We start from the raw sequence: 18,580 nt of genomic DNA, 5'->3' as shown, positions 1-18,580 counted from the left end.
TTCACAGCCGACCGCGACGTCGCCGCGAGTCCGTTCGGCGGCCGTCGTGGTCGGGTCGGTTCATCCGCTGAGCTGCCAGCGCCGTGTGGGCACGACGGAAAATCCCCGGCGAGTCAGATTATCCGCGAAATCACGTTGTTTCGGCGCGATTCCGTGAACGAGCATCACTTCACGCGCACTGACGTCAGTGATGATCGACGAAAGGCCGCGCCGGTCAGCGTGTGCAGACAACCCGAATTTAGCAACCCGGGCATTCACTTCGAGCTCATCGCGGCCGAGTGCGAATGTGCCCCGCCGGTCGCCTTCGGCCAGCTCGAGCAGTTCGAACCCCGGCGAGTCCTCGTCCTGGTAGCCGGCGATCAGCAACGCCGCATCCGGGTCCGGCAGGACCGACCGAGCCCACGTCACCGCGGGACCGGCCGTCAGCATTCCCGACGTCGTCACCACGACTCCGCGCCGGAACGTGCGCAGCAGCTGCTGACGATCACCCGGCCGCACCGCCGACACCTGATCGCCGTAGATCTCCAACGGTCGTGCGGTCCCGGCGGTCTGCTGCTCGTAGATCGTCGCGATCTCCTTGGCCATCCCGTCGATGAGGACCGGGACGTCCGGCAGGCGGTTGCGCAGCGTCAACGCGACTTCTTGCGCCCTTCCGAGAGCGAAAGCCGGCACGAGCACCCGCCCGCCGGTCGCCGCCGAGTCGCCGACGGTTTCGGCCACCATCCGCACGAACTTCTCGACCTCGGCCTCGCGGTTCGAGCCCTGGTGCCCGCAGTACGTCGATTCGATCACCAGCAGGTCCGACCGGCGGGCCACCGCCGGTACGACCAGACCGGGCACGCTCGCCTGCTCGAGGTCCGACACATCTCCGGTGACCGTGATGCGGTTCGGACCGGCTGACACCACCACCCCGGCCGCACCGAGGATGTGCCCGGCCGGGAACAGCGTGATCGTGACACCGTCGGCGATCTCGACGACCCGTCCGCACCGAACCTCCCGGATGCGGTGCTGGGCGGCGAGCACGTGCGGCTGTCCGTAGGGAGGCTCCGCGCGGGGTTCATCGCGTTGAGCGCAGTCGTCACGGGCTCGCTCGAACACCCGTACCGAGTCGTTCCACATCGTCGGCAGGAGCGCGGCCGTTTCCGGGGTGCAGATCACCGACAGGTCCGGGTAACGCGCAGTCAACGCCGGCACGTAGCCGGCGTGGTCGTTGTGTGCGTGCGTGATCACGATCGCGTCGATCCGCCCGGCCAGAGCCACGTCGATGTGTTCCGGTCCGGCGTCATCCATGCGGTTCTTGGGCCGCATCCCCGCATCCACGAGGAGCCGGACGTCACCAGCGCTCACCAGCATGCAAGAACCGCCGATGTGGGTGCCGCCGCCCAGCGGCGTCAACGTGATCTCGCGCGGCTCGCCGATCCAGACCGGCTCGGCCGGTGCCGGCGGTGCCAGCACCTCGTCCAGGATCTCCAGCAGCAGTTCCGACGTCACTTCGGTCTTGGCGAGCGCCGCGGAAATCCGCGGATCAACGCTGGTCTCGGCCGGCTGCGTGGCACCGGCGGCTCTTTCGGCTTCTCGTTCGCGCGGGTCGATGTCCACATCGACGACCGAAGCCGGAGACGGCACGAGCGCGGCTCGCAACACGGCCGCCGCCGCCAGAACGTCGGTGGCCAGGTTCTCCGCTCTGGCACGTTCGGCGGTCAACTCCGCCCGTAGCGCTTCGCTGATGGCGAGCGACTCGTCTCGATCCTGCTCTGCGGCTTCGAGAACACGACGCACTCGGTCGGTTTCCGACCGGGCGTAGTCGCGTTGTGCCCTCGCCTGGTCGCGAGCTGCTCGCACTTCGGCCAGGCGCCTTCCGAACCGTTCAGACCGCCGAATCGCAACCGGATCCGGTGACCGCTGTCCATCCCCGTTATCAGCCGGCAGCCCACCGCCAACCCGAGCCTTCGTTCGGCCGCGAGGCGTTCGAAGCGGCTTCGGGCCCCGCAGCGCCTTCGCCGCTGCGGCACTGCTCTCCGCATCCGCACCGAGCAGTGCCACCAGCCGCGGATGGGTGCCGGCCAGCTCGTCAAGATACTTCCGCGCAAGCTCCGCTCGCAGTGCGGGCACTCCGGCGATGAGGTCCAGCAGCTTGTCCCGGTTCGCCTTGGCGAGGCTGGGTACGTCGACCTGCCCATCGGCGTACATCGAGGATTCCGCGGCTGCTCGGGCCGCGTCCAGGATCACCGCATCGAGCAGCTGCGCGGGGGTCTGGCTCATTCGTACCCACGCTTGGTCGCGGCCACCATGACGGGCTCGAGCTTGAAGTCGCCTTCGGCGGGCAGCCCGATGACCACCCCCAGGACGCGCAGCACTTCAAGCACGTCCGCCATGCCGGTGTATCCGGCGCCAGCCAGCGCAGCCGCGGTCAGCGCATCCGAACCGGCTTCACCGCTGTCTCCGTGCAGAGTGAGGTAATCCGCCAGGGTGTCCAAGTCCGTCACCTCGTCCGCAACGGTTCGCACGAGGAAGTTCCACGCCTGCATAAGCGTGGTACCGCTGCGTACACCGGACGCTTCGACAAGTTCCCGGGAACGCCTGACGTCCATCGAGTCCGGCCGGACCGCGCGCAGGGGGTCGGACCGCAAGCCGGAATCGTTCCTGGTGAGGTCTTCGGCGACCGTGTTCAGCAGGATCGGCCAGCCGCCGGTGATCGTGAGCAGCTCCTCACGTGCGGCGTTGTCCTGGAAAGGCAGAGTCGTGTCGGTCAACCACAGCCGCAGGTCCGTGCGATCGTAGCGGTGCAGCTCGGTCAGTCCGGAAGACGTGTCCGCCTCTCGCGCCGCGACCGGCCAGGTGGCCGCCAGCTCCGGACCGGACACGAGCACGATCCCGAGAGTGCCCCCGGAATGGGTCGCGATCAGCTCCCGTGCCAGCTTCCACGTCGCCGAAGCCGTCCCCGGGGTAGCACTCCTCAGGTCCACCATCACGATCACGTGGCGGCCGGCGGTCGTGAGCATCACCTGCCGGCACACTTTGGCCAGCGTAGCCGGGGTCACGTTCCGCATGACGCTTTCCCGGTGACCGGACACCGCGTGCCCGTTCTCATCCTGCAGCGCCTTCAGGCACCGCTCGATGGTCAAGGCATGCGAACCGACGACCAGGCGGACCTGGCTGCGTGCCGCGAGCAGATCCGCGATCTGCTGCGACGTCAAGGGCCCCCGGGTCGGGCCGTCGCCGAACACCGGCCGCATCATGCTGCCGTCGAAGCTTTCCGGCAGCTCGATCGACTCTGCCTGGTCCAGGACCGCTTCGACCTCTTCCTGGGTACCGAGCAGGTCGAGCACGTTCGGCGTTCGCAGCCGGTACCCGCGGTTGGTGTAGGAAAGCACGCCGAGATCCACGCATTCGTCGAGCAACGCCCGGAACTCACCGGTGCGAACATCCTCGGCGGAGAAGCCGGCCGGCCACCACGTCTCGCACTCGGCCCGCAGCTCGCTCGGGGTCATCGTCGTCTCGATCCCGTCGGCGTGGGCGTGCAGTGCGACGCTGTAAGCGATGATCTTGTACCTCGGGTCCAGTTCGAGGGTCCAGTCGAACCGCCTGCGGAACGAAGTCCGCAGGCCGGCATCGGCCCAGACGCGCTCGATGTCCTCGGCGTGCACGGATTGCGGTGGCGCGGTGGCGGGCATCTTGGCGGCCTGCAGATTGCGCAGCAGCTGAGCCGCGAACAGCTGGATGAGGGCGGGCTGGTTGTTCGCCAGCGCAAGCACCCGCGCGGCGTGATCGTGGTCGTCGAAGTGGTACCCGAGCGCGTGCAGTGGCCGGGTCAGCAGGTCGTAAGCGGCCTGCGGGGCGAGCGGACCGACGCAGATGGGTTCGCCGAAGTGCGCCAGCGGGTGATTCGCAAGCCGGTCGAACCTGGCCGTCTGGTGCAGCCCGGCGAACACCACCTTCACCGCGCGACCGGTTCGCTCCATCAGTTCCTTGAAGTGCGTGACGTGTGTGAACATCCCGTTCACCGCTTCGGCGTCACCGTCGAGGAACTTGTCGGACTCGTCCAGCAGAAGCAGCAGCTGCCGGCCAGGCCGGGCGGAGATCCAGCTCTCGACGTGCCGGGTGAGTGCACCGGCGACGTCGCCCGCCGGGATGTCCTGCGGCACGATCTCCCGCGCGGCCAGCAAGGGCCACAGGGTCGTCCACACCGCATCGACCGGGACGGCGAGGCCGATCTTGAAAATCGACTCGTAGATCGCGTGCCGGTTGTGCTTGTCGTCGAACTTCCGCGCCGCCTCCAGCAGCAGCGCCGACTTGCCAAGCTGCCGACCGCCGTAGACGATGCACGGGCCCATCATGTCAATGATCTTCGCGCGCTCGTCGCTGCGCCCGTAGAACATCTCCTGCCGGATGCTCGCACCCGGTACGTCCGGGGTGAACGGTGAAGACGCCGTGAACGGCAGCAACGTCGACATGGTGATCTCGCGGCTCGGTTCCGGCTGACACGACAGGTACGCGAACGCGGCGTCGTCGATCACGATCGTCGCCGGCAGCCGCCGGTCACCGCGGAACAGGCTCGCCAGCTCGCGGCGCGCAACCGCATCGAGTGTGCCGAAGTACAGGACCACGATGGAGTTGTCGCTCGGCTCGTCGCGCAGCATCTCCACGAGCTCGCGCGGGGTCGGGCCGCGCCAGGTACCCAGCAACCGCAACGAATCACCCGAAGGGCTCATCCCCGAACCGAACGCGGGCACCAGGGCCTTGCCGGAGGTGGCCCGGACACCGTGCAGGTCCAGCCATGAAGCGCGGCCGCCGGCGTGCCCGCGCCGGGCCGGTGGGTTGGTGGACTTGTCGAACGCGAACCCGATCTGTTCCACAACCGACTTCACGCTGCTGACCCGGGCATCGAACGAACGGGCCTCCGCCAGCAGCGTCCACTGTTCGATCCGGGCCGCGGACGTCGCTCCCCGGCCGACGTTCTCCAGTTTGATCTCGGCGGTGGCCAGCGACTCGGCGAGCTCACCGGCGGAGATGCCGGCGGTCGGCGTTCCCGCATCCAGCGCCTGGCGCAGCCGAGTCAACATCGGGTGGACACCGGCGCCGATCCCAGGGCGAGTGGCCGCGAACGCGTCGGGGAACGACTTCGAGAAGAGCGAAAGGTGATCGACGTCTCCTCGTGGACTGGGCAGCAGGCCACCCGAACGGATCGTTTCGACGTACTCCGCCGCGGTGGTCAGGTCACCGTCGTCGATCCGCCGTCCGATTCGTTCGACAGCCTCGGCGGGCATGCCGGTGGTGACGAACGTGTCCCGGGCCTCGGCGATGGCCGCGGTCACCGCGTCGGCCCGCTCCGCTTCGATTGTGTCGAGGTCGTGGAGCATGATGTCGAAGTCGGTACGAGTGCCGCGGCGCCCGGGCTGGTAGGCGCTCGCCCTGGTCGTCAGATCGGTCCACTGATCGACGGTCAACCGGCCGAACAGCCGGTCGGAGTCGACTTGGGCGGTGAGCGCGGCGGTGCGGTCGTCGAGTTGGGCGACAGAGGCGTCGATCGCCTTGTCACGCGTGGCGGACAGCCGCTGAGCCAGCCGGGCGTTCCGCGGTCGCAGCGTTTCGATGAGCAGTTGAGTACCCACCTGGTCGTGCCGCTCGGCGCGCGCGTGGAACGCGTTGCTCCAGCCCTCCTCTCCGGCGCGGAGCGCGTCGAACGCGACCACAATGTTTTCCACCTCGATCCCGCGGCGCGGCGTCATCGACTGGGTGAGCTCGACCTCAGGGGCGAGGGTGAGCGGTCCGCCGAGGACTCGTTCGCACGGGACCTCCGGCCCGACGACCAGCTCAGTCCCCATCAGCAGGTCCAGCGCGTCGTTCAGCAGCGCCAGCCCGGCGTCAGCCGCGGCATCACGGACTTTGTCGCCGCTCTCGCGCAGCTGCTCCAGCTCGAGCAGCGCCTGCTCGCGGACGGCGGCGACTTTCGCCTGCAGGTCGGCGATCGGGTCGCTCATCCACGTCCCGTCGTCGGAAGGGGCCAGCGGTTCCGTTACGGTGACCCACTCCGAAAGCAGTTCGGTGACTTCGCCGGTCCAGTCGAGCAGAGTGGTCCGTGCCCGGGCTTCGATCCGCTTGGCCGCGCGCTTGCCACTGCGGATGCTCGACGTGGACCTGTCGAGCTTCTGCTCGAGATCGCGGGGTGAGCGCAGCTCGGCAATCCGGTTGCGGATGAAGGTCAGGTCGCCCGGTGACCGCGACCCCGAAGCGACGATACTCAAAGGTTTGCCCAGGTAGCCGTCCTCGGGCACCATCCACATCTGCCACAGGTCGGTTGCCGGGCCGTATTTGATGGTGCGGTTCGGCGCGTTTTTCAGTCTGGCGGCGGCATCTCGGGCAAGCGCATCGTGTTCGGACGCGGCTTCGGCTGCCTCGACGACCTTGCCGGCGTTGTGCGAAGTCAGGTGGACCCCGGCGTAGATGGCGTTCAGCAGCAACTCGGTCAGTTCACCGACAGCACCGCCGGACCGCACCACACTGGTGGTCGCGTCCCGCAGCGGATCGGACGCACCTGCGATGGGGGAAAGCAAGCCGGCTCGCACGGATGCGCCGTACACGAGCATCTGTGCGCCAGGTTGGTCCTTGAGATCGCTCGGTTCGAGGCCGGCCACCGTCGACGCGAACGCCGCTGCGTTGGATCCGGCGGACGTCTTGATCGCACCGGCCAGTGCGGCGAGCCGGTGTGCGATCTGCAACGGTGCGCCGAAGTTCTCGGCGACGGTCAGCCAGTACGCAAGAGACAACTCGCCGCAACGCAGAAGTTCGCTGTGGAGCGCGACTGAACCGGACTCGCCCGGCATGACCGGATCAGCGGAGACGACAGACTCGTCCGGGACAGCACCGGCGGTCGGGCGCGGCAGGGGCACGGTGAGGTTCAGTTGTGCGAGAACATCTTCGAGCCTCGGGTCGGGGCGCTGAGCGGCCTGCTGCTCCACAGTCGCCTCTTCTTCGCCGGAAACGCCGCTCTCGCTGTCGTCGATGGGCGCCGATTCGGGGTCGGCCACGACCCTCACGACGTCCACGGTCTCCTCCGGACCATCTGTCGTCTGGGGCCCGGCCAGGCCGCCGAGCGTGAAACTGCCGGGATCGTTGATGAACATGAACAGCGGATTCGCCACCGGGACCGTCGAGCTGACCGTCCGGACGAGTTCAACGGCCCGTTGCGGATCCCTACCGGCGAGTTCGACCAGTTCGACCAGCGCGGCCAAGCCGGCGACCGTCTCGGCTTCGCTGTCCACGGTCACATCGCTCGCCAGGGATCGAATCCGCGCGATGTCGGCTGCGACGACCTTCGGCCCGTTCAACGTCGTGAGCAGCCGGACTCGTCCGATTCGCGAGGAGGCCGCATCCATCTCGGCGGCAGCCTTTCGCGCGCGTTGCAAGGCCTGGTCGGCAGTCCGCAAGCTCGTGACCGGCTCATCACCACCGGCGGCCGCCGCAGCCGCGAGCAACTCGGTCAGGTTCGAGAAGAACTCCGCGACGCGGGTCACGCAGGACTTGTCGGCCGGGACGCCATCCGCAACCGCACGAACCAACGCAGGAAGGACGTCGTCGGCGATCGCTTGCCGTTCCTGCTCGATTCGCTCTACTTCGGTGGCGAGCTCGGCCAGCGTAGTCGGCCCGCTCCTGCCGGAACGTTCCCGGGGCGTTGCGGCGCCCTCCGGAGTTGTTGTTTCCTGAGTAACAGCGTCGAGGTCGTTCTCTTCGTCCAGCACGGAAACCACGTCGACGAGGGTGGCCAGTGGCGCCGGAGCTTCCGGCAGCAGCGGATGCCGTTCGCGAACGGTCCGCCAGACCTGCCGAGCGGTTTCGGCCTGGGCCGCGTTCCAGAACACGGGCGGATCGGCAAGCAGCCATCCCAGGGCGGCCACTGCCCCGACGCGCCCGGCCCCGACCATCGACGACCAAGCCGCCGCCCGCACCGTCGGTGTCGACCCGAAGTGCTCGAGGTCGAGCAGATCTTCGTACAGCCTGCTTTTGTGGAGGGATCCGAAAAGCTCGCCGAGTTCGTCTGCATCCGCGCCGAGAATCGCGGCGAGCTGGCTCTCCGACAGCTCACCCGTTGCGGCGGTCGCCAGTACAGGCCGGCGGAAGCAGTCGCGGAGAACCAGCGCCGCGTGTTCGTCATCGGCGCGGGCAAGCGTCGACCGGACGGTCAAGGCCACGTTGGCGAGCGACGCCCCGGCGCGGAGCTTGAGATGCTGGTGGAGGCTGGTCGTCTGGCGGCTGTCGAGCTTCGGGATCTCCCCGACGAGGTCGGCCTGGCTGACAGCGGCAGCGGCCGACTTCGCGATCCGAGCCCGCCGGAGGCTTTGCCGCTCGTCCTCGGCGAGGACAGCACCACGCTCGGCAAGCTGCTTGTCGGTGCCGGGCTCGGTGCCAGCGCTCAAGACGACTCCCTCGATCAGCCACCGTTCGCGGCACGCATCACCGCATACGGTGCGGCCGCGGGGTTGCGGCCCTCCACAGTCACCCCCTGATCGCTCGGCGGCTCCGCGGTGTTTCAATCCGGACGAAAGTTTTTTCGGAGGTGTTCTGCCCATGCCCCCGCTTCTGCGCTATCCGGAGTGGAAACGCGGGCCGCGAACGAAGTCGCGGGGTTCAACAGCCCGGTTCGCGCGACGCCGGCCGGCCACCGAACTCCCCCACCTCCCAGGCTGCGGAACCATTTGCAGGGCTCCGCAACAGGGTTCCTGATTCACAGGCTGGCCGCGCACGAGCCGGATCGGAACCGATGCCCGGAAAATGACGTGTTTTTGTCCAGTGAACCGTTCGACCGCGCTCGCAAGATCACCCGTTTAGCCGAGCACCGCAGCACCTACCAGTAGAAATTCGCCGGAGCCCACGGCGCTCCGATGCTCCTTCAGCGACGGCAGCGCCCCGTTTTTGTCGGTGGCCGGTCCCATACTGGCACTGTTGCAACCGGAATACCCTCGGCGACTGTCCAGGCGGGGAGGCCCTGTGACCATTTCGAACGCTTCACCGGACCGGCCGCCACAGTGGTGGCGGCAGGTCACCGCGAGCGATTGGGTGGCTTTTTCGCAGCACAACGACCTGGTTCGTGAGCGGTATTCCGCGTTGCTCGCCGCGCTCGAGGAGCTGAGCACCCGCGGTCCCCAGTCGACGCTGAGCGAGATCGGGGAGAGGCTGCGTGCGGTCGGGTTCCACGATCCGCTGACCGACGCCGAGCTGCGCGGTCTGCTGGACCAGCTCGCCCAGTGGGAGTTCGCGAAGCCGTTTCGCGACTTCGCCGCCCCTCTACGAAACCTCCATGGCGTCATCAGCCGACAGGAGGCCTGGGCGCTGACTCGCCGCGGCCGCGCAATCGTCGCGGCCGTCCGCACGGCAGTGCTGTCCGCCGATCGCGCCCTCCAGCTGCCGAGCCGACTGCTGGACAGCGTCGAAGACACGATACGGACGTTGCTCGGGCACGCCGGGAACCAGGACGAGCACGGGCTGCTCGACGCTGACCTGGGCAACGTCGAGACCCGCATCGCGGAACTCCAGCGCGTCACGGCCGACTTCTACGACGCCCTCGGTCAGCTCGTCCAGTCCGACGTGACGAAGGACGACGTCTTCGACGGCAACCGCGACCGGGTGGTGGAAGCGCTGCGGCAGTTCGCTCGCGAATACGACCGAGCGCTCGTACGCGTTGGTTCCGCCCTCGAGGCGCTGCGGCAAGTCGGCCACCAGCACGTCGTGCAATGCGCCGTGAAGCACGCCGGGCTGCTCGATCCGGCCGCGCAGCAGCATTGGGTGACCGACCGGGTCGCCCTGCTCTCCGCGCTGGAGGCGTGGTTCGTGCCCGGCGGCAGTGTGCACCGGCTGGTCGAATCGGCCTACGGGGCGGTGAACACGCTGCTCAACGCGGTCGACAGGCGGTACAACGCGCGGTTGCGCGGCTCGGATCTCGCGGTGGACTTCCGGCTGCTCGCCCAGTCCTTGCACCGGCAGCCGGACGATGACGCAGCCCGGCAGGTGTATGCGGCGGCATTCGGGGATTGGCCCGCGTGGCACGTGGTGTCCGGTCCGGCCGAGGAGGACGTCGAACACGCCACCAGCGCCGCGGCCGGCCAGGCCCCATTCGGCGTGGATCTGACCCTCCGCGAACACGAGCGGCACGGCCCGGCGGGTGGCCGCCCGCGCAAGGTCGTGGATGCCGGTGCGCAGCGGGAAGCGGCCTTGGCGAATGCCGCCGACCAGGCCGAACACCGGCGGCGCTGTGCCGCAGCCCTGCTGACTCCGGGAGAGGTCGGGCTCGAGCACTTCGCCGGCCTCGACGGTGAGACGGCGGCAGTGCTCTTCGACGCGATCCAGCTCGCCTTGGACATGGTGGAGCCGGGAACAGGAGTCGGGCAGGCCGAAGCGGACGAGGCCGGGGTGCTGGTGAGCGTGCGACTGGCGGCCGGCCGAGGCGAACAGGTCACCGTGCCGCTGGCTGAAGGCGATCTGACCGGGCCGCGCCTGCTCGTCACGGTGGTCCCGGCCGGGGCCGCGATGCCGAGCCCGGAACCGCCGGCCACGGGTCGGCCCAGGAGAGTCGCATGAGGCACAACACCCTGCTGCACCCGGATCTCGCCGAGAGCGCGCGGGTCCTGATCGCGCGGGGCAGGCTGCTTGCCGAGCGGGAGCCGGAGCTGTACCGGAGCGCGAGCCGTGGCCGCGCCGAGCTCGCCAGGTTCTTCCACACCGAACTCGGCTGGACGCTGGAAGTGCTCGAGGCCGCGGACTTGATCCGGCTGCACAAGCGCCGGGAGGACGTTCCGGGCGCACGCGGCCTGCGGATCCGCCGCGAGGGACCGGACCCGGTGCCGGCGTCACAGCTGGTGCTGGTGCTGTCCGCCCTCGCCTGCGAGCAGCTTTGGCGACGTCCCCGGATGACGCTGAACGACCTGCTGCAGTCGGTCGCGCAGGTCTGCGCGACCGACTGCGAGAGCAACCTGCTCCCGCGGTTTCCCGTCGTGCCCGGTGACGGGGTGAGCAAGCAGGAGGCACACCGCAACCGGCACAGTCTCGTCGATGCGCTGCGCCTGCTGCAGGCCGACGGGACCATCGCCGTCGACCGGTCGCTCGACCAGGCGGCCGGTGACGGCGGTGACGCGGTGGTATCCGCGTCCCGGGACCGCTTGACCTCAAAATTCTCTTCGCTTTCGCCGTCACTGCTCAACCTGGCGCAACTGCCACCCCACCGGCACGCTGCGGCCTTGGCCACGGACCGGATCACCGAAGACGACGAACTCCCCGACGACCAGGACGAACCCCATCTCGCCGATGGCCCCGAGGCCCGGCGCGCCGCGCGGAGCGAGACCACCCGGCGTCGGCTGCGGGCGATGCGGCGGCTGGTGGACGACCCCGGCACCGACCCGGTGGCCGACGACTACCTGCAGTCGTCCACCGGCCGCAACCGCGCACTCACCGTGCTGCACGCCCTCGGCCTGGTGGCCACCGTGCGCCATGACTGGTGGCAGGTCAGCGACCCGTCCCAGCTGGGCAGCACGCTCGACTTCCCGTACGGCAGGCGCAACGAACGGCAAGCCGCGCTTGCCCTGCTCCAGCACCTGAGCACCCGCGATCCGACACTCGACGGACGCGAGCGCGTCGTGGCGATCGAGGAGATCGTCGCGTTGTTCGAACAGGTCAGGGCGGACTTGCCACGGTGGGCGGCGGCCTACGGCGGGCAGCTCCGGGCGCTGGCCAAGGCAGCGGCGAACGGACTCGTCGACGCGGGTTTCCTCGTCATCGAGCCGGCCGGCGATGTCCCGGAACCGCGATGGCGGCCCACTCCGGCAGTGCGGATGTGGCGGGTCAGGCTCCACGCCACCGCCGGAGCGAACCGCGAGCAGAGAACCGAGACACCCACCCTTTTCGACGTCCTGGAAGGAACCGCCTGATGCCCACCGCACCGCAGACCGACCACGGCGCGCCGGCGGTGACCGGACGGTGGCAGCCGACCCGCGCCGGCGTTCTCAACAGCTGGAAGTGGGCAGACGAAGAGTTCCACTTCGCCGACGGCTGGCTCGCGTTCATCGGCCGCAACGGATCAGGCAAGTCACTCACTGCGTCGCAATTGGTGACCGTCCTGCTGGACGGCGACACCTCCCAAACGGCACTGAGCGTCTCCGGGCGAGCCGCCGGCACGCTGCTGAGCCGGCACACCGACAACCGAGACCGCGAGGACAAGACCGGGGTCTGGTGGCTCGAATACGGCCGGACCGAGCCGCAGACCGGCCGGACGGAGTACCTGACGACAGGCTTGTGGCTGCGCTCGTGCGGCCAGGCACTGCTGCGCGCGTTCTTCCTCGTCCCCGGCCGGGTCGGGCACGAGCTCACCCTGCACTTCGACCGCAACCCGGCAGGCATCGACAGCGTGGCCGAACAGCTCGCGGCCCACGACGGTGAGGTGTTCACCGACGCGCCGCGGCTCAAGCCCAAGGCAGCCGCGCACCTGGGCACCGTCGGCAGCGAAGCCGACTACCGGACGGCGGTCCGGACGCGGATCTTCGCGCCGCTCGACGAGATCCAGTACGACGCCCTGCTAAGCGTCCTGCGGACCCTCCGCAGCGTCCGGACCGCGGAAAAGATCTCCGCCAAGGACATGCTCACCGTGCTCACCGGCGCGCTGCCGGCGCTCGACCAGACGCGGTTGACCGAGATCGCGTCGGCGATGCAGCGGATCGCCACGCTGGAAACCCAGCTCGCCGACACCAGGGAACAAGCGAAGAAACTAGCCGACACCGACCGCGTCTACGAGCTCTACCGGCAAGCGGTCGCGCTCGCCGTGGCCGCCGCTCTGCGCTCGGCCAACACGGAGTTCGACAACCTCACCCGGTCGGAACGCGCGGCCGAGAAGAAGCTCGAGGACGCGAACGCCGCGATCGAGCAGGCACAGTCGGCGCTCGACGAAGCCAACCACAACCTGCAGCTGCGCGAAGGCGACCACCGGGCCGCGGAAACCGCGGTCCGCGACCACGCAGGCGCGGAGCTGCCGCACAAGGAGGAACGAGCCCGCAGCCTCGCAGGCAGCGCCGATGCCGCGAAAGACCGCGCGAGCCAGGCAGCATTGGACGTGGCGGCGGCGGTACAGGACGCCGCTACCGCCGTACAGGACGCCGTCGCCGCCCAGCGGAGCTTGACCAAGATCACGCAGGAACTCACCACCACCGCGGCGAAGATCCGGGCGGAGGGCGCCGTGACGAACCTGGGCGGCGCCGCTGTCGAGCTTGCGAAGGCCGGCCAGCTGGATCCGGAGACCGCCGCGGTCGACGTCGCGGCCGAAACCCTCGCCGAGACTCCGTTGGCCTGGACGGAAAACCGGAAGCTGAAGGTCAAGGCGGTAGCCACGGCTTTGACCGGAGTCGAGATGGCCAATGGCATCGCAGTGGCCGCCGCCGAGCAGCACCGCAAGGCGGAGGAGGAGGCGGACGGCCACCGGGACACGCTGAACGAGTGCGCGGCTTCGCGAGAAGAAGCCGAACGACGCCTCGAAGCCGCCGTCCTCGCTTGGCAGAAGTCGGCGACGCACTTCCCTGCCGTGCCCGATGAGTTGTTCGACCCGGACCCGGTCGACGGCCGGGTCGTCCCGGACCGGCTTGTGGGCTGGGCCGATCAGCAGGCCTCGTCGATCAGGCAGCGGGTCGACGCCGCTGGACACGAAACACTCAAGATCACCGCCGAGCAGCTGCGGAACCAGGCTGTCCGGGACGCGGCAACCACGCGTTCGATCCTGGACCGTACTGCGGGTGAGGTCGAGACGCAGCGCGCGCGGGAAGCAGCACATTTGCGGGAGTCGGACGTGGCGGCGGCGCAGGATGCCGAGAGCGCCCGGGATGCCCGGGCGGAGCACGCCCGCAAGGCCGAAGCCGCCCAGCTGTACCGTCACGAGCACTTCGCCGACCAGCTCGACTCGACCGAGTCGGCCCTGGGCGAGCTGCGCGACTGGCATTCCGGCGTCGACCGGTGGCGATCGACGTTGCAGCACCTCGACCCGACTTCACTGGCGGGCGCCTTGCCCGCGATCGATGCGATCTCACAGCTGCGCATCGACCGAACCGGTGAACAGCTCACGCGGATCGCGGTGCCGGTACAGGTGTCCGAACAGGCTCTCGAGCTGCTCACAGGATTCGACGACCAAGCGTTGCGGACGGCGGCGGGTGACGCGGGTCAGGTCGCAATCAGGCGGATCGACGGGCAAATAGCCCAGGCAGAGGCCGTCGTCGCCGCGCTGAACGACGACCTGAGCGCTGTCGCCGCCGAACTCGAGCAGGCGCGGCAGAAACCGGCGCCACCACCGGTTCCCCTCTGGCGCACCCGCGTCGACGGCCATCCATTGTGGACGCTGGTCGATTTCCGGCCCGAGGTCGGCACGCAGCGGCGGAACGCGTGTGAGGGTGCGCTACTGGTGGCGGGGCTGCTCGATGCCGTCGTCACCTCCGACGGCCGGGCACGCGTGGGCGACGTCGTCCTGTCCGGACGGGAGCAGCCGACTGGCCCGACGCTGGCCGACGTCCTGTCTCCGGAGCCGGAGTCGCCGGTAGCCCCCGGCCAGCTGAACGCCCTCCTCCGGAGCGTTTCGCTCGACGAGACAGACGCCGGCCTCACCACTGTGCAGACCGGGGCGCTGACCGCCGCCCCGCCCGCGGGATACATCAGCCGCCACATCGGCGCGACCGCGCGGGAACGAGCGCGGGCCGAGCGCGTCGCCGGGCTCGAAGCCCAGCAAGCCGAATTGATGCAACGCCGTGAGACCGCGGAACTTGACGTCACGCGCCGGCAAGCCGTGCTCGCCGAAGCGGTCGACGAACGGGACAGCCTGCCGTCATCACGGCCGTGGCGGGAGGCTCGCACCCGAGCACAGACCGCTCGGCTCAACGCCGGCCGAGCCGACAGCGACGCCACGGATCGGCTCGCCAAGGCGGAATCGGCGCGGCGAGCGGTCCTGGACCGGCTGCGGGAGAACGAAGCTGCTCGGAACCGGGTGCTGAGCGACATCCTGGCCGGAGTCGCCGCCGCGGTGGCGAAAGCCGAGGCGGCGTCCGAGGCAGCGGAGGCCGCTGCGGAGCATCTCGCCCAGTGCGACGAGGCCGCGGCACAAGCCACGGCCGCCTGGCAGGACGCGGTCCGCGACCAAGCGAGCGCGGACGAGCAACGCGCCGGGTTTCCACCCCTCACTGCGCTCGTCACCGCACGGGACGACGAAGACGAAGCCACGAACCGGCTGCAAGGCGCTCAGCGGAACGTCGTGCGCACGGCCGAGCAGCTCGAGTACCACCGGCTGGAGACCCGGAAAGCACTGAAGACCCTGAACGAGGCGGTGGATCTCGGTGGCGGCCTGTCCTTGCCCGCCGAACGCCAGGCACTGGAGGCATTCGCGGACGAGGTGAACCACTTGGCCGTCCAGATCCGCTCGTGGACGGAAATTGTCGACCGGACACAGCGGCTGCGCACCCAAGCCAGACGCACGTCGGAGACCGCGGCCGACCAGCGCCGCCGAAGCCGCACGGCCCAAGCCGAGGCAGCGAAAGCCAAAGCGGCCGCGGTGAGCGCGAAAGCGGAGGTGGAACGACTGCGCGAGCTCTACGGCGCGGCTTATGAAGAACTTCGCCGAGCTCACGAAGAGATGGCGCACGCCCATCAGGGTGCGCGGGAGGAGGTCGACCGGATCAAGGACAAGATCACGCGGGCCGAAGTCGCCGCAGCCGGGGCAAAAAGCACCCTTGAGGGGGTCGCACCGCAACGTCAGCAGGCCGGAGACACGCGGGAACGCTGCCTCGACCGCATGTACCGGCTGGTCGACGAATCGGTCGTGCCCGTGGCCGGGAACATCGCCGTCGACGACGACGGCCGGCCGACGAACCTCACGGCCGCGCTCGCCTGGGGATCCGCTCTGCTGGCCGCGGAACCGCGCGGGCACAGCCGGGAGGAGCTCACCAAGCTGCTCGAGAACCGGCGCCTGCGGCTGGAGGGCGAAGCGAGGAAGGTCAGCGCGGCGCTGACCCGGTTCGACCGGCAGGTCACGGTGCAGACGATTCCCGGCACCGACTGGCGTCGCGCGGTCGTCGCCGCACCGGATGCCCTCAGCGGAGAAGACCTGCACACTACGGTTCTGACCTTGCGCCAGACGGCGGAACAACTGGAGAACGATCTCCGCGGCGATGTCAAGTCCACACTCAAGACCAGCATGTTCACCGCACTGCGCCGGGAAATCGCTACGCGGCGGACCGCCGCGGAAGACCTCGTCCGGCAGATTCGCGCCACCCTCGATGACGTGCGCACGGGAGTCGCGCGGGTCGGCGTCGAGGTCGACTGGAAGGTCAAGAAAGACCCCGACGCGGAACGCATGATCGACCTGGTGAAGGCGCTGCCCTCCGACGAAACGTTCGAGCAGATGTACGAGGTACTACGGCAACGGCTCGAGGACGCGAACGGCGAGACCTGGGAGGCGCGTGTCGCGCACACCTTCGACTACCGGGCGTGGCACGAGTGGGTCATCAAGGTCACCCACGCGTCGTTCGGCGACGGCAAAACGGAAACGTTCCGGACCCTGACTCCCCGGTCGAACCCGCTCGCCTCCTTCAGCACCGGGGAAATGCGTCTCGCGACGATGCTGCCGCTGCTGGCGGCAGCGTGGTCCATGTACGAAGCCCCGGGTTACGCAGGCCCGCGGTTGCTCTTCGTGGACGAGATGAACGCCGCGTTCGACCCGCAGAACGTGCGGAAGCTCCTGGGGTTGCTGCGCGAGTGGAACTTCGACGTCCTCTCCACCGCCCCGGAGATGAGCGCACTGCTGAAGGCCGAGGCGGGCCGGGTGATGATCGCGCAGGTCACCCAGTCGGGCTCGGTCGGAGTGTCCACGCCCTGGCTGTGGACCGGCTCCGGGCAGCCGGTCCTCGTCGCCGACCGCTTCGGCAACGCCCAGGCCCGGCCATGACCGCGGCGGAACTCCCGGCAGCCGCACGCGCTCTGGCCGAAGACACGGATCTCGCTCCGCTGTGGCAGGCGGTCCACCAGCGGCTGTGCCAGGTGGACGACCCCGCCGAGCTCGCCACGGTCTCGATCACCGGGCTGTCCGCGGCCGGCGTCGCGTTCCTGCGCAGCTGGCTCGACACCAACGCTCGGCGGCGTCGCGGGAAGTCGGCGATCTCACCCGCCAACGGCGTGGCCAAAGTACCGGTGCGCGAGCTGCTGGCCAGGCTCGGTGTTGCCGCCGAACATCTACCGGCAATCGCCGAGCTGGCGACGGGGCGGCCGGTGGTGAACCACGCGGCCGGACGAGCAGCGGGCGCGGCCGCACGCGCGGCGCTCTGGACCGAAGTCGAGCGCACCCTGGCTGCGGTGCCGCTGCTCGCGCAGCGGATCCGCGCCGCCGGCGTTGCGGACACCGACATCGACTCGGTCCGAACCGAGTCACGACACCTCGCAGCGGCTGTGGCAAAGATCGATCGGCTCCGCCGACCGGACACTCCCCCGGTGACGCTGGCCAAACTGGCTCATGACTGCACCGGCGATCCCCACGGCTTCGATCTGGACAAGCTCATCGGCCGGCGCCTGGTCGAAGCCGTCGCCGAGCGGGCCGGCGAGCCGATGGTGTCCCGGCCCGACGAATCCCGAGCGCTGCTGGCGCGGTCGGGGGTGCTCGCGGACCGGCTGTCGTCCTCAGTCGTGGTGCTGAACCTGCAGGCTTCGGGCCACGGCGTCGTCGACGAGCGGCTCAGGTTGGGCGGCGGCCCGGTGCCGCTGACGCTGTTCGACCTCACCGTCAACCCACCGACCCTGGCTGACGAGGCTGTCCTGGTCGTCGAGAATCCATCGGTGATCGAAGCGGCGCTGGCCGCGGGGTATACCGGCCCGATCGCGTGCACCAGCGGACACCTGCGAGCGGTCGACCACGCGTTCCTGCGCCGCGCGATCGACTGCGGGGTGCGATTGAGCTACGCGGGTGACATCGACCGAGACGGCCTCATCATCGCCGTCCAGGTGCAAAAGCTGTACGGAGCGAAGATCCTGGCAATGGACCACGCCACAGTCACCAAAGCGAATGCCGCCCCGTCCGAGGTGCCGCTCGGTCCGCTGCCCGAGGAGACCCCTCGCGAACTGGTCGCCGCTTTGACCGACCGCGGGCGGGCCGTCTACCAGGAGCACGACGTGCTTCTGAACGTCCTGCTGGATCATCCGCCTGTCGTCGCCACCAATGACGATCCGCTCGAAGCGGCAACTGTCCAGAGACACATCAGAAGTCTTTGGATCAAACGGGACTCCACGTAAAATGCCCGCTGTCGGCGGTCTCTCCGGAGAGATCTTCATCGAGCCCTTCTTTGACCGAAGCTGACCCCGGTGATCCCGCTCAACTTTGGCGCCTACGTTAGTCATCCGAAGCTGCTGCGCCGGTTCGTCACGTCGCCCAGCATCGCGGCCTGGAAATCGTAGTGGGCCGGCGCACCCATCTCGCGCGACACCGGCCGCGCTCTGGCGGTGTCGAGCCCTGCGGCCCGGACGAGTGAGTACAGCCGACGCCAGGTATCTGACGTTGCCGAACCTTGTCGCAGAAGCGCGAGAAATG

6 protein-coding genes are annotated in these 18,580 nt (G+C 69.0%); 4 read left to right on the top strand and 2 right to left on the bottom strand.

The features are described from left to right. Window positions 1-60: 60 nt before the first annotated feature. A complete protein-coding gene (locus tag ACZ61C_RS07070) occupies window positions 61-2,262 on the bottom strand; it encodes an MBL fold metallo-hydrolase (RefSeq protein WP_465303760.1) in 2,202 nt (733 codons plus the stop codon). Next, the gene (locus tag ACZ61C_RS07065) at window positions 2,259-8,414 is read right to left on the bottom strand and encodes a hypothetical protein (RefSeq protein ID WP_465303758.1); all 6,156 of its coding nucleotides are present in this window, start codon (window positions 8,412-8,414) and stop codon (window positions 2,259-2,261) included. Before ACZ61C_RS07065 ends, ACZ61C_RS07070 begins: the two co-directional genes overlap by 4 nt. Before the next feature lie 502 nt (window positions 8,415-8,916). Here ACZ61C_RS07065 and ACZ61C_RS07060 point away from each other — a divergent pair. Genes ACZ61C_RS07060 through ACZ61C_RS07045 form a run of 4 tightly spaced genes read left to right on the top strand, consistent with a single transcriptional unit; the run spans window position 8,917 to window position 18,285 of the window. Beyond that, window positions 8,917-10,572: a DUF2397 family protein gene (locus ACZ61C_RS07060; protein WP_465303756.1), complete on the top strand. Its 1,656-nt coding sequence runs from the start codon at window positions 8,917-8,919 to the stop codon at window positions 10,570-10,572. Beyond that, window positions 10,569-11,915, top strand: coding sequence for a DUF2398 family protein (locus tag ACZ61C_RS07055; RefSeq protein WP_465303754.1), 1,347 nt, complete (start codon window positions 10,569-10,571; stop codon window positions 11,913-11,915). The genes ACZ61C_RS07060 and ACZ61C_RS07055 overlap by 4 nt, the downstream gene beginning before the upstream one ends. Beyond that, window positions 11,915-16,951 (top strand): SbcC/MukB-like Walker B domain-containing protein, encoded by a 5,037-nt coding sequence (locus tag ACZ61C_RS07050; protein ID WP_465303752.1) that lies wholly within the window; start codon window positions 11,915-11,917, stop codon window positions 16,949-16,951. Before ACZ61C_RS07055 ends, ACZ61C_RS07050 begins: the two co-directional genes overlap by 1 nt. After that, window positions 16,948-18,285 carry a TIGR02679 domain-containing protein gene (locus ACZ61C_RS07045; protein ID WP_465303750.1) on the top strand — a complete coding sequence of 446 codons (1,338 nt, stop codon included), beginning with the start codon at window positions 16,948-16,950 and terminating at the stop codon, window positions 18,283-18,285. The genes ACZ61C_RS07050 and ACZ61C_RS07045 overlap by 4 nt, the downstream gene beginning before the upstream one ends. The last annotated feature ends 295 nt before the right edge of the window (window positions 18,286-18,580 follow it).

It is taken from the genome of Amycolatopsis sp. NPDC104587 (assembly GCF_055583645.1).
The sequence above is the reverse complement of the archived record's forward strand: the minus strand, read 5'-3'. Positions and strand labels throughout refer to the sequence as shown.